The sequence below is a fragment of the Pseudomonas sp. genome (assembly GCF_041601375.1).
In the GTDB taxonomy this organism is placed as follows: domain Bacteria; phylum Pseudomonadota; class Gammaproteobacteria; order Pseudomonadales; family Pseudomonadaceae; genus Aquipseudomonas.
Genome location: NZ_JBFIIG010000130.1, coordinates 1 through 12,151, shown reverse-complemented (window position 1 = coordinate 12,151; position 12,151 = coordinate 1). Strand labels below are relative to the sequence as shown.

Annotated in this window: 9 protein-coding genes and 3 pseudogenes; 3 read left to right on the top strand and 9 right to left on the bottom strand. The window is 65.9% G+C overall.

Features of this window, described 5'->3' with window-relative positions:
* The 3 genes and pseudogenes from ABZE94_RS15750 to ABZE94_RS15740 form a co-directional block, all read left to right on the top strand.
* Nucleotides 1-737, top strand: a pseudogene (locus ABZE94_RS15750) (hypothetical protein); the annotation flags it as partial.
* An 80-nt stretch (nucleotides 738-817) separates the two neighbouring features.
* Entirely contained in the window at nucleotides 818-1,609 is a 792-nt protein-coding gene (locus tag ABZE94_RS15745; protein WP_372876436.1) for a type IV pili methyl-accepting chemotaxis transducer N-terminal domain-containing protein, read from the top strand.
* Between the two features lie 68 nt (nucleotides 1,610-1,677).
* Nucleotides 1,678-2,355 (top strand): Crp/Fnr family transcriptional regulator, encoded by a 678-nt coding sequence (locus tag ABZE94_RS15740; RefSeq protein WP_372876435.1) that lies wholly within the window; start codon nucleotides 1,678-1,680, stop codon nucleotides 2,353-2,355.
* 105 nt (nucleotides 2,356-2,460) lie between these two features.
* Here the strand turns inward: ABZE94_RS15740 and ABZE94_RS15735 are convergent.
* The 9 genes and pseudogenes from ABZE94_RS15735 to norR form a co-directional block, all read right to left on the bottom strand.
* Nucleotides 2,461-3,054: pseudogene (locus ABZE94_RS15735) on the bottom strand (methyl-accepting chemotaxis protein); the annotation flags it as partial.
* A gap of 273 nt (nucleotides 3,055-3,327) precedes the next feature.
* Nucleotides 3,328-4,056, bottom strand: a pseudogene (locus ABZE94_RS15730) (type IV pili methyl-accepting chemotaxis transducer N-terminal domain-containing protein); the annotation flags it as partial.
* Nucleotides 4,057-4,314: 258 nt separating this feature from the next.
* Nucleotides 4,315-4,815 (bottom strand): SCP2 domain-containing protein, encoded by a 501-nt coding sequence (locus tag ABZE94_RS15725; RefSeq protein ID WP_372876434.1) that lies wholly within the window; start codon nucleotides 4,813-4,815, stop codon nucleotides 4,315-4,317.
* The gene (locus ABZE94_RS15720) at nucleotides 4,812-5,699 is read right to left on the bottom strand and encodes a U32 family peptidase (RefSeq protein WP_372876433.1); all 888 of its coding nucleotides are present in this window, start codon (nucleotides 5,697-5,699) and stop codon (nucleotides 4,812-4,814) included. The genes ABZE94_RS15725 and ABZE94_RS15720 overlap by 4 nt, the downstream gene beginning before the upstream one ends.
* Before the next feature lie 10 nt (nucleotides 5,700-5,709).
* Nucleotides 5,710-6,705, bottom strand: a complete 996-nt coding sequence (locus ABZE94_RS15715; RefSeq protein WP_372876432.1) for a peptidase U32 family protein — start codon at nucleotides 6,703-6,705, stop codon at nucleotides 5,710-5,712.
* A 131-nt stretch (nucleotides 6,706-6,836) separates the two neighbouring features.
* Nucleotides 6,837-8,069, bottom strand: a complete 1,233-nt coding sequence (gene glp / locus ABZE94_RS15710; protein ID WP_372876431.1) for a gephyrin-like molybdotransferase Glp — start codon at nucleotides 8,067-8,069, stop codon at nucleotides 6,837-6,839.
* On the bottom strand, nucleotides 8,066-8,623 hold the full coding sequence (gene moaB / locus ABZE94_RS15705) for a molybdenum cofactor biosynthesis protein B (RefSeq protein ID WP_372876430.1): 558 nt from the start codon (nucleotides 8,621-8,623) through the stop codon (nucleotides 8,066-8,068). Before moaB ends, glp begins: the two co-directional genes overlap by 4 nt.
* A gap of 183 nt (nucleotides 8,624-8,806) precedes the next feature.
* Nucleotides 8,807-10,165 carry a coproporphyrinogen III oxidase gene (locus tag ABZE94_RS15700; protein WP_372876429.1) on the bottom strand — a complete coding sequence of 453 codons (1,359 nt, stop codon included), beginning with the start codon at nucleotides 10,163-10,165 and terminating at the stop codon, nucleotides 8,807-8,809.
* A 196-nt stretch (nucleotides 10,166-10,361) separates the two neighbouring features.
* Nucleotides 10,362-11,891, bottom strand: coding sequence for a nitric oxide reductase transcriptional regulator NorR (gene norR, locus ABZE94_RS15695; protein ID WP_372876428.1), 1,530 nt, complete (start codon nucleotides 11,889-11,891; stop codon nucleotides 10,362-10,364).
* Between the last annotated feature and the right edge of the window lie 260 nt (nucleotides 11,892-12,151).

Sequence of the window (12,151 nt, the reverse complement as noted above, 5' to 3'; positions counted from 1 at the left end):
TGGACGGCCTGACCCTGACCTACGCCTACATCGACAACATCAACAGCATCTTCGGCCCCGGCGACAATCGTTTCGACACCGCGGGCAACCCGGCCAATATCGAAGGCCACAGCCACCTGCTGAACGCCCAGTACCTGGTCATGCCCGAGCTGACCGCCACCGTCTACCAGTACCGCCTGGGCCTGGACAACCTGGCCGGCGGCGGCCAGTCGAGCAAGACCACGGGCCTTCGCCTCAATGGCGCCGCAGCCGGGGTCAGCTACACCCTGGAATACGCCCGGCAGAGCGACTATGCCGACAACCCGCAGGACCTGGACAGTGAATACCGCCTCGCCGAACTCGGTTACACGCTCAAGGGCGTGACCCTCAAGGGCGGTTACGAAGTCCTCGGCGGCGACGCAGGACCGGGCAACCGCGCCTTCCAGACCCCGCTGGCGACCAAACACGCCTTCCAGGGCTGGGTCGACATCTTCCTGCTGACCCCGGCCGACGGCATCGAGGACGCCTACGTCGGCTTTACCGCCCCCCTGCTCGGCGGCAACCTGCAGGCCTGGTACCATGACTTCCGCGCCGAGCGGGGCAGCAGCCAGTACGGCGAGGAAATCGACCTGGCCTACGGCCATGCGATTCCGGGTGTGAAAGGCCTGACCGGCCTGGTCAAGTACGCCCGCTACGATGCCGACGACTTCGCCGTGGACACCGACAAGCTCTGGCTGCAGGCCCAGTACAGCTATTGACCGACAGGCGCGGATGATCTCCATCCGCGCGACATCCAGGTGCGCGCTCCCTGCCGGTCGCGTACCGCCTGGAGACACTCATGCTGAAGAGAACCCTCTGTAACCTGCTGCTCGGCCTGGCGCTGCTTAGCCCGTCGGGGTGGGCGGCGATCGGCGCCACCGAGGCGGTCAACCTGTCCGGCATGCAGCGCATGCTCAGCCAGCGCATCGCCAAGAATTATCTGATGATTGGCGCCGAAGTGCGCCCGGAACAGGCCAACCAGCAACTCGACGAAAGCCTGGCGCAGTTCGAGAGCAATCTCCTCGCCCTCGAGGCCCATGCCTCCAGCCCGTCCATCGGGCAACAACTGCAGCGAGTCGCTCTGCTCTGGCAGGACTACCGCAGCCTGGTCCTGCAACGCCCCAACCGCGAATCCGCACTGGTCGTCCTGAGCCTCAGCGACCAGCTACTAGCCGAGTGCGAGCAACTGGTACTGCGCATCGAGCAATCCAGCGGCAGCCGCAGCGCACAGCTGGTCAATCGCAGCGGCCGTCAGCGCATGCTCAGCCAGCGCATCGCCAAACTGTATCTGGCGCTGAGCTGGAAGCTGCCGCAACAGGACCTGCACCCGCAGTTCGAACAGGCGGTGAGCGAGTTCAGCCAAGCCCTGGAGCAGTTGCGGGCGGCACCGGAAAACAGCCCAGCTATCGATCAGGCCCTGGCCAAAACCAGTGCGCAGTGGGCTTTCTCGCAGAGCGGCTTTCGCCTGTCCAGCGACGCCCGCTACGTACCCACGCTGATCAGCGTCACCTGCGAGACCCTGTTCAAGCAGATGGACAGCCTGACCCAGGCCTATGCCGGGCTAGCGGAAAACGCCGGGCTGCCACTTTAGAGGTAGTCCCGAGGAGGAATGGGCAGCCCCGGCCGGCGCACCTAAGATGGTGGCTACTGAGGTGAACCATGCTGAGCGACTCTACGACACTTGCCATTCTGCGCGAGCATCAGTTGTTCGACAGGCTGCCCGACAGCGCTTTCAAGGAAGTCGGCAACCTGGCGATTCATCGACGCTTGCACAGCCTCGACATCCTTTTCCACCAGGGCGATCTGGCGGAGCGTTTCTACCTGTTGCTGGAAGGGCAGATCATCCTGACCCGCGTGCTGCCGGAAGGTAACGAGAAACTGGTCGAGGTCATCCAGCCGGGGCAGATATTTGCCGATTCCCTGCTGTTCTGCGACACCCGCCACTACCCGGTAACCGCCAGCGCACTGAAGCCCAGCAGCCTGGTGAGCATCGACGGCGCCCACTATCGCCATCTGCTCGAAGTGCAACCGAGTATCTGCCTGGAGCTGCTGGCCAGTTTCAGCATGCGCCTGCACCAGCGGCTGACTGAAATCGACACCCTGGCAGTGGCCAATGCCAGCCGCCGGGTGGTGCGTTTCCTCTGCCAGGAGCAGGCGGCCGGCAATGGGCAGATCAAACTCAGCGTGCCGAAACGCCTGATTGCCTCACAACTGGGCATCCAGCCGGAAACCTTCTCGCGCATCCTCCACCGGCTGATCGATGCCGGACTGATCGCCATGGAGCGACGCAATATTCGCATCATCAATACGCTCAGACTGGCCAGCTACTACGAGTGACCCGCGACTAAACCTGAGAGGGGGCGCCGCAGCTGCTGCCGCGCGCCCTGCAACATCGCCGCCTTGGCGTGCCGGGCAAACCTGCTCTGCCCAGCGATTGCCCGATCAACCCTGCAAACGAAAACGCCCGGTCAACACCTGCAGCCCATCCATGCTGCGGGTGATGGCCTGACTGGTCGACTCTGTATCGCGGGTGGACACGGCGGCCTCATCGGCCACTCCGGCGATATGGGTCAGCGAACGGTGCATCTCGTCGGCCACCTGGCACTGCTCCTCGGCCGCAGTAGCGATCTGGTTGGTCATGCCGCGAATGGTCTGCACCGCATCGACGATATTTTCCAGCGCACCCTGGGCGGCTTCGATCTGCTGCAAGGTGGCATCGCTGCCCCGCCGCGATTCGTCCATGGCCCGGCCGGCCCGCCCGGTTTGCTGCTGCAGGCGTGCGATAAGGCCGCTGATCTCGCCGGCGGAACTCTGGGTCCGCGCGGCCAGGCTACGCACCTCGTCGGCGACCACGGCAAAGCCCCGGCCCTGTTCCCCCGCCCTGGCGGCTTCGATGGCAGCGTTCAGCGCGAGCAGGTTGGTCTGGTCGGCAATCGCACTGATCACTTCCAGCACCCGACCGATTTCCTGACTGTCGGTGGCCAGCTGCACCATCAGTTCGGTCAGCCCCTCGACATGCCCGGACAGTTCACGAATGGCGGTGACCGAGCTGCGCATGACTTCACGGCCATTGCCGGTCTCGCTGTCGGCGGTATCGGCCGCCGTCGCGGCCGCCACGGTGCTGCGCGCAACCTCCTGGGCGGTGGCGAGCATTTCCTGCATGGCGGTGGCCACCTGATCGATCTCGGCCTGCTGGCCGACCACGCTGCGTGCACTCTCACCGGCCACCGCGGCCATGCGGCTGCAGTGACCATCGGCCTGATCGGCGGCCAGGCGCACCGCGCGGATCATGTCGCTGACCTGGTGCAGCAATCGGTTGTAGGCGCTGCCGATCTGGCCCAATTCATTGTCGGCGTAAGGCACCGCCAACGGCTGGGAAAAATCACCCTGACTGACCCGTTCGAGCCTGCCGCGCAGCTCATCGAGCTGGCGCATCAGCCAGCTCATCCCGGCCAGCCGTCCGAGTATCACCAGCAACAGGATGGCCAGGGTCGAACCCAGCGCCACCCAAAGCTGCACGGTGGCACTGCGATTGGCCGCGGCCGACATCAACAGCACCACGTCGTTGCTCGCCGCAAGCAGCGCTTCCGAGTCGCCGGACAGCGCTTGCAGCGCGGCGCTGTCGCCCTGGGCAACGGCCAGCACCAGCGTGCGGTAACGGCTCCATGCCTGATCGACTTGGCGCAGACGCTGCTGGGCGGCCGGCAGCTCTACCGCGGCGATGCCTCGCGCCGGATCGCCCTGCACCAGCAGGCGATGGGCGCGTTCGAAGCGTTGCAGGGTTGCCTCCAGGCTCGCCAACGGCAACGCCCCTTGCGCGACCAGCAGGCTTTCCTTGGCCATTTTCTGGCTGAGCATGCGTTGCGCGCCGGCCATGTCCAGTTGCCGGGCATCCTGGTCGGAGCTGAACAGCACCCCGGCGGTGAGTGCCGCGCAGAGGAAGATCAGGCTGTAGGAGAAGAAGAACTGGCCGTTGAGGCTACGCAGGCCAAAACCGCGCAATAGCCGCTGAATTCCGTGTGCCAAGTTGTCAGACATATCGAGTCCTTTTGCATCATGCAATTTGATTGATCATCGTCAGAAGCTCGCCACATCATTGCAATCACACTTTAGGCGTAGTTGCTCTGCAGCCCCCTTGGCAGGCCGTTGGAAAACGTAGGCGAAGCAGCCGAGGCTAGGGAAAAAACAGGCAAAAAAGTGCAGTTTACGTGTTGTAAATGAGCATTTTGCTCGGACTCGCGCACGAGCCGGTTTTCAACGACGCATCGGCAATGCAGGTAGTTTTTCAACAGCCTGTTAGGCAACAACCTCCGCGTTAGCCTTGGGCGCAAAGACTTCGACCGCCTCGCCCAGCGCGCAGATCAACTGCCACAGCCGCGGCGGCAAGCCATCGGGGTCGAGGCTGTCGAGCAGGTTCTTGATGCCCAGGCCGAGGTCGGTGTCGCCCTCGATCATCAGGCGGCGGCGGAAGAACAGGGTGTCCGGATCCTCCTGGCGACTGGCCAGCAGGAGGAATTCGCGCCAGTTGCCGCGGATGCAGACATCCACCGGCGCCTCGGCCGCGATACGCAGACCGCTCTGATCGCGGGTCAGGCACCAGGCCAGCTGCAGATCGCTGATTTCCAGGCGCAGCCAGCGGCCCTGCAGCAGGTCGAACTCGCCCTCCGCCAGGGGTTCGGCGAACAGGCGGGCAATGACCTTCTCCAGCACCAGGCGCTGTAGCGGGAATGGCACGTGGCGACCCAGCGGCAAGAGTGGCGGGCCGACCCGCATGGCCAGGCGGGCGAAGGTCTTCATAGCAGCACCTCGTCGGCGCGCAGCATGCCGGGGCGGCCGTGCCAATAACCGTTGCAGCCTTCCACCGCCAAGGGCGGCAGCGCGCCGCAACGCACCGTGTCGAAGGCCGCAATGACTCCCGCCATGCCCTCGGCGCGCGGGCTCAGGCGCAGCAGATCGGCGCCGGCCGCGGCCAGTTGCGCATAGTCGGCGAGCAGGTTGTTGACCTTGGCCGACATGGTCTGGATGCCGTTGAGGGTGAACAACGCCTCGCCCTCCTGACTGTGCAGGACGATCCCTTCCGGGAAACTCTCGCAGCAGATCTGACAGTCGTCCTTGGGCCGGTTTTCCGCGCGGGCGGTGAAGCAGCGTGCCGAGTAGGCCAAGGGCAGATGCCCGTAGGCGAACAGCTCCACCTGCGGACGCGCCAGGCCGAGGCTGTCGAGTTGCTCCAGGGTGTTGCGGATCAGCGCGCCGGAGCACTCGACCGGCGGGACCCAGCGCTGCAGGCCGCAGTCGATCAGCTCGGCCAGGGCATGGCCGTTGTACAGGTTGAGGGCGGGACCGGCGACGAAGGGCAGCTTACGCTCGCGCAGCAACTGCACCGCGCCCATGTCGTTGGCCTCCACCAGCAGTTCGCCGTTGTCGCACAGGCGCTTCAGGCTGGACAGCTCGGAAGCCGCCTCGACCAGCGCCAGGCCCGACAACACCAGTTCGGCGCGGGTGCATTCACCCAGCTCACGGGCCAGGCCGAGCCAGTCATCCAGCCCGAGGGCACGACGCTTGGAGCACACCGTCTCGCCAAGATAGATGGCATCGAGTGGCTGCTCGGCCATTTCGGCATAGAAATCCAGCAGTTTTTCGCGGCTCCAGTAGAACAGGACGGGACCCAGACTGAGCTTCATGATGATCTCCTCATTGCCAGGAACGATGGTAGGCGCCCAGCGTGGTCTGGCTGCCCTCGGACAAGCTGTCCAGTGCGCTGCGCCACTGCGGTTGCACCGTGAAACTCTGCGGCGCGCGGGCGTAGGCATCCAGCGCCGAGCGCCAGACCCGGGTGACCTGCTCGACATAGGCCGGGCTGCGCTGGCGGCCCTCGATTTTCACCGCGCTCACGCCGATGGCGGCGAGCTGCGGGATCAGGTCGAGGGTGTTCAGGCTGGTCGGCTCTTCCAGGGCATGAAAGCGCTGGCCATTGACCAGGAAGCGGCCCTTGCACAGCGTCGGGTAACCGGCCGGTTCATCCTTGCCATAGCGGTCGATCAGCACGCCATTGAGGCGCGAGCTGAGCCCCTCGGCATCCTCCTGCCAGCGCACCGCCTTGGCCGGCGAACAGACGCCGCACAGGTTGGGCGATTCGCCGGTTAGGTAGGAGGACAGATGGCAGCGCCCCTCGGCCATGATGCACAGGCTGCCGAAGGCGAACACCTCGATCGGCACCGGACTCTTCTCCGCCACCTGGCGCACCTGGGCCAGCGACAGCACCCGCGGCAGCACCGCGCGGCGGATGCCGTAGCGCTGCTGATAAAGCGCCAGCGCGGCGGCATTGGTCGCCGAGCCCTGTACCGACAGGTGCAGGTTGAGGCTGGGATGCCGGCGGCTGGCATAGGCCAGAACCCCCGGGTCGGCGGCGATCAGCGCATCCACCCCCAGCGCCGCGGCCTGGTCGACCGCACGCTGCCAGCGTGCCCAGCCGTCTGGCTGGGCATAGGTATTGACTGCTATATACAGCTGCCGGCCCTGCTGACGGATCAGCTGCAGACCGCTTTCCAATTGCTTGTCGTCGAGGTTCAACCCGGAAAAATGGCGGGCATTGGTGTCATTGCGAAAACCGACATAGACGGCGTCGGCACCCTGCCGAACGGCGGCCTTGAGGGCAGGCAAGCTGCCTGCGGGACAAACCAGTTGCATGAAAACTCCTTCCGGGCGGAATACTGTCGGGCACTTTAGGGGGTGGCTCCGAGCGGGGCCTTGATCGCGGTCAACAAGCCTCGACTCGCGGGCAGGGCCGACTGCAATGTGCAGCCGGCAACGCTCAGGCGTTAATGCAGCAGCGCGCTGAACGGCAGGTAGTCGAGCAGATCGCCCTCTTCCAGGGTCTGCCCCACTTCGACCAACGCCAGGCCGTCGGCCCAGCAGGCCGAAGTGAGCATGGCCGAGCCCTGCTGCGGGTGCAGGCACACGCGCAGCTGGCCGTCTCGCGCCTCCAGCCGGGCCCGCAGGTACTGACGGCGGCCGTTGGCCTTGCGCCAGGCGAAACCGGCCGGCAGGCGCAGGGCCTGTGGCACTACGTCCTGGCAACCCTGGGCGCGCAGCAGAAAGGGCCGCGCCACCACCAGCGAGGTGATCAAGGCGGCCGCCGGGTTGCCCGGCAAGCCCAGCCAGGGTTTGCCGCCCACTTCGCCGAAGGCCAGCGGCTTGCCCGGCTGGATCGCCAGGCGCCACAGGTGCAACTCGCCCAGTTCGCGGATCGCCTGCTTGAGGTGATCTTCCTCGCCGACCGACACGCCGCCGGAGGTGATCAGCATGTCCCACTCCGAAGCCGCCAGGCTCAGGGCATCGCGGCTGGCCGCCAGCTCGTCGGCCATGATCTCGTAATCGTGGACTTCCAGGCCGAGGCTGCTCAGCACGCCAGCCAGGCTGTAGCGGTTGGCGTTGTAGATTTGCCCGGGCTGCAGCGCCTCACCCGGTTCGCGCAGCTCGTTGCCGCTGCTCAGCAGGCCGACCCGCAAGCGCCGATAGACCGCCACTTGGTCGACGCCGAAGCTGGCCAGCAGGCCCAGCTCCTGGGGGCGCAGGCGCTGCCCGGCGCTCAGCACCGCCGCGCCGGCCGAAACTTCCTCGCCACGCCGACGCACATGCTCGCCGCCCTGTACCGGCGGCAGCCACACCCGCCCCTCCTCGAGCCGGCATTGCTCCTGCATCACCACGCTGTCGGCTCCCGATGGCAAGGGCGCGCCGGTGAAGATGCGCACCGCATGGCCGGCGGGCAAGGCTTGCGCTGGCGCATCGCCGGCTGCAATCCGCCCGGCCAGCGGCAGGCAACCACCGGCGGCCGGCAGATCGGCGGCGCGCAGGGCATAACCGTCCATCGCACTGTTGTCCCAGGCCGGCACCTCGAACGGCGCATGCAGCGACTCGGCCAGCACCCGACCGAGCGCCTGGCTCAGGGCGACGCGCTCCACTGGTGGCGGCACCGGAGCGCGCGCCAGCAGTTCGGCGATGGCCTGGTCAACCGGGCGCAGGTTGTTGCCGTCGCAGCCGCAGGCGCTCATGAGCGGGCTCCGCAGCGCTCGGCCTGCGGCTGATCGGCCAGGCGCTTGAGGTGGGCGACGAAGTTGCACGGCCCGGTGCGACTGTCCAGTTGCTCGCGCAGGATCTTCTCCCAGGCCGTGCGGCAGGCGTTGGGCGAACCGGGCAGGCAGCAGATCAGTGCACCGTTGCTGATCCCGGCCACGGCACGCGACTGCAGGCTGGAGGTGCCGATCTCATCCAGCGAGACCTGGCGGAACAGTTCGCCAAAACCATCGACCAGCTTGTCCAGCAAGGGCGCCACGGCTTGCGGGGTATTGTCCCGCACGGTGAAACCGGTGCCGCCGGTGATCAGTATCACCTGCACCAGGGGGTCGGCGATCCAGGCACAGACCCGCGAGCGGATCTGCCAGATATCGTCGATCACCAGGGCTCGCTCGACCAGCGCGTGGCCGGCCGCCTCCAGCCCCTCGATCAGGGTCTGCCCCGAGGTATCGGTAGCCAGACTGCGGGTGTCGCTGACGGTCAGGACGGCGATGCGTAATACCTGGAATTCGGCGCTGGACAGATGAGCCATGCTGGAAGCCTCCATAGAATGTCTGGCCGCAGACTGCACCGCTACTTTGGTACAGCCCATTCCTCGTTGGAGGTATGCCCCAGGGAGCAGAACGCCCTGCGCAGGCCTAAACCCCTGCTGCCAGGGGCTTTGCGCGGCTTTTACAGCGGCTGCGACCCAGGGTCGCAGGTGTCTTGCACGTGACTAAACCGCCCGGGAAGCGGCTTGCATACGCGGCGCCGCGCTGTAGCGATCGAACAAGCGGCACACCGCGTGCACCAGCAGACGCCCGGCGGGAAGAATAGCGATGGAGGCTTCGTCCAAGCCGATCAGACCGTCGCGCTGCATCTGCTCCAGGGCCGGCCAGGCATCGGCGAAATACTCGCGAAACACCAGGCCGAAGCGCGCCTCGATGCGCCGAATATCCAGGCCGAAGTCACAGATCAGCCGTTCGATCACCTCGGCTCGCAGACGGTCGTCTGGCCCGCAGCGGACGCCGCGCCAGCTGGCCAACTGGCCCCTATCGAGCTGCGCCTGATAGCCCTGAAGATCGCGACTGTTCTGCACATAGAGGCCGTCGATCTGGCTGATCGCCGCGACGCCCAGGCCGATATGATCGCAGTCCGGGTGCCGGCTGAAGCCCTGGCAATTGCGCTGCAAGCTGGCGTTTTCCTGAGCGATGACCAGATCGTCGTCCGCCAGGGCGAACAAGCCCATGCCGATATAGCGATAGCCCGCCAGGCCGAGCTGCTCGACGCATTGTCGCTGCATGGCCAGCTTGTCCTCCCGGTCGGCCAGGCCACTGGCGGCAAACCGCCCCAGCGGCCGATAGCGCTGGGGCGGATCGGCATAGTCGAAGAGCGTCACCCGATTCGGCTGCAGCTCGATGATGGCCGCCACCTTGCGCGCGAAACTCGCTCGGGTTTGCCAGGCACGGCCATAGCCGATATCGATATTCACCGAGCGATAGTTGAGCGCGCGGGCGGCATCGATCAGCGAGCGAATCTGCCTCGGATCCTGCCAGGCCAGCGCTGCGCCACTGACCGCGGCGATATCGGGAACGCCGATACTGACGTGGTTGAAACCCAGCTCGCGCAGCCGTCCCATGGTCGCCCAATCCGAGCGGGGCAACTGGATCTCGATGCCGTAGTCGCCCTCGTCGTAGTCGAGAAAATGGAAGCGTTGGCGCAGATGGCTGATCAGCCTGTGCAACTGATCGGCGCTGGGCGTACTGCCGCCGGCCAGGTGAAACTGCTCGACCCGCTGCTGCGCCCCCAGGTGGCAGCCGATCATGTCGATCTCCCGCTGCAGACGCTCCAGGTAGGCGGCGTAGACGCTTGGCGAACAATTCTCACGTTGCTGGCCGTAGGCGCGGTTGATCGGCAACTGCACGGCAAGCGACAAGGCGCGCTCGGCCTGCCGGCTGCCACGCAAGGCACGCAGCAGATCCAGCGAACCGATACCGCGATGAAAGGCTGTGGTCTCGGGGTAGCAGCGATGGTCGGCATCGCCATGGGCGTAGCGACCGAGCAGCTTGCTGTTCCAACTGATGGCTTCACGCATCTGGCTCTCCCCCGTATGACCGCGAACACCAGTGTCGGGGTATTGCCGGCAAAGCTCATTGACCTGAGTCAACCGCGGGGAAAAGCCGCATGCCGGTGACGATCCGGCTCGCCTGGGCCGTCCGGGCACCAGTTTCCCCGGATCGCATCCGCGGGCTTCCCGTGGCAGGGGCCTTGGCCGCGAGGCACCTGGCCAATCACTTCAAGCGCAGACGCCGCGCCAGCTTGTGCAGGTTGCTCGGGTCGAGTTCGAGCAGACGCGCCGCGCTGGCCCAGTTGTCGGCGCACGAATCCAGGGCGTGCAGGATGCTCTGACGCTGACAGGCTTCGACTGCCTCGCGCATCGAACGGGCGGCCGCTACGGGCGTGTCCTGCTGTTCCAGCGGCTCGCTGGCGCCGGGCCGGCGAACCCCGCTGTCGAGGTCGAGCAGGTCGGGCTCCAGGGTCAGAATCTGCGTGCGGCTGGCGCCGCGACTGAGCAGTTTGAGGGCCGCACGGCTGATCACATGTTCCAGTTCGCGCACATTGCCCGGCCACGCATAGGCCAGCAGGGCGCGCTCCGCCGCAGGCGACAGACGCATGCTGCGCAAGCCCAGGCGAGCGCGATTGAGCTCGAGGAAGTGTCCGGCCAGCATCAATACATCGTTGCCGCGCTCGCGCAACGGCGGAATCGGCACCGGATACACCGACAGGCGGTGGTAGAGGTCCGCGCGGAAATGCCCGTCGCGGATGCTGTCCGGCAGGTGGCGATTGGTCGCGGCGATGATGCGCACGTCGACATGCAGCGGCTTGTCCGCACCCAGGCGCTGGATCTCGCCATTCTGCAGGGTGCGCAACAGCTTGGCCTGTACGCTGAGGGGCAACTCGCCCACCTCGTCGAGCAGCAGGGTGCCGCCATTGGCCGCATCGAAGCGCCCGGGGCGATCGGTGGTGGCGCCGGAAAAGGCGCCCTTGACGTGGCCGAACAGCTCGCTCTCGGCCAGCGACTCGGGCAGTGCCGCGCAGTTGACCTGAATCAGCGGCTTGTTGCGGCGCCGCGACAGGCGATGCAGGTGACGAGCGAACAGCTCCTTGCCCACCCCGGTTTCGCCCAGCAACAGCACCGGCAACTCCGAATCGGCCACCACCTCCAGCTCGCTCAGCAACTGGTGGATGACCTGGCTATGGCCGAGGATTTCGCTTTCCTCGGTGACCAGGGCGGCCGTCTGCACATCGCTGCGGGCCAGGCGCAGGCTGCGGTTTTCCTGCTCCAGGCGAGTCACCCGCACCGCCGCCTCGATCATCAGGGCGTAGCGCTGCAGATCGCGCCGGGCGTCGCTGTCGAAGGTGCCGGCATGCAGGGCATCGAGCGTCAGGGCACCCCACAACTGGCCCTCGACATACAGGCTCACGCCCATGCAGTCGTGCACCGGCAAGGGCTCGCCGACATGCGCGTCGAGCAAGCCGTCGTACGGGTCCGGCAGGCGGCTGTCCGGCTCGAACCAGGTCGGCTCGCGGGCGGCCATGATCGCCGCCAGCCGCGGGTGCTGGGCGATCACGAAACGCCGGCCGAGCGCCTCATGCACCAGGCCCACGGCGGCCAGTGGACGCAGGCTGTCGCCATCCAGACGCAACAACCCCACCGCGCCACAATTGAAGTGCTCGCGCAGGGTATGCACCAGCCGCTGCAAGCGCACGGCATTGGGCAGTTCGGTGATCAGATCGGCGAGCAGAGTGCTTTCCAGCATGGTATTTACCACCCTAATTGGTCGATCGGACCCTAACAGATCGGGGTTCGATCGACCATGTGAACTATAAATGCCTGTGTTTTCAAGTGCTCGATCCTGGCACGGGTGCTGCTATTGACCTAGGAGCCTGTCGGGCTTGACCGTTCGTAGCGAGGGAAAGTCCGGTTTGAGGCAGTTTTGGTGCTTTTCCGAGGCGAATAGCTGGCTATTTAACGAGGGAAAGCAGCAGAAATGACCAAATCCGGCTTTTCCGCAGTAGA

Excerpts from the sequence above, each read along its gene's own strand:
- ABZE94_RS15745 (WP_372876436.1), top strand. The coding sequence starts at position 818 with ATGCTGAAGAGAACCCTCTGTAACCTGCTGCTCGGCCTGGCGCTGCTT.
- norR (WP_372876428.1), bottom strand. The coding sequence starts at position 11,891 with ATGCTGGAAAGCACTCTGCTCGCCGATCTGATCACCGAACTGCCCAAT.
- moaB (WP_372876430.1), bottom strand. The coding sequence starts at position 8,623 with ATGGCTCATCTGTCCAGCGCCGAATTCCAGGTATTACGCATCGCCGTC.
- glp (WP_372876431.1), bottom strand. The coding sequence starts at position 8,069 with ATGAGCGCCTGCGGCTGCGACGGCAACAACCTGCGCCCGGTTGACCAG.
- ABZE94_RS15740 (WP_372876435.1), top strand. The coding sequence starts at position 1,678 with ATGCTGAGCGACTCTACGACACTTGCCATTCTGCGCGAGCATCAGTTG.
- ABZE94_RS15700 (WP_372876429.1), bottom strand. The coding sequence starts at position 10,165 with ATGCGTGAAGCCATCAGTTGGAACAGCAAGCTGCTCGGTCGCTACGCC.
- ABZE94_RS15715 (WP_372876432.1), bottom strand. The coding sequence starts at position 6,705 with ATGCAACTGGTTTGTCCCGCAGGCAGCTTGCCTGCCCTCAAGGCCGCC.
- ABZE94_RS15720 (WP_372876433.1), bottom strand. The coding sequence starts at position 5,699 with ATGAAGCTCAGTCTGGGTCCCGTCCTGTTCTACTGGAGCCGCGAAAAA.
- ABZE94_RS15725 (WP_372876434.1), bottom strand. The coding sequence starts at position 4,815 with ATGAAGACCTTCGCCCGCCTGGCCATGCGGGTCGGCCCGCCACTCTTG.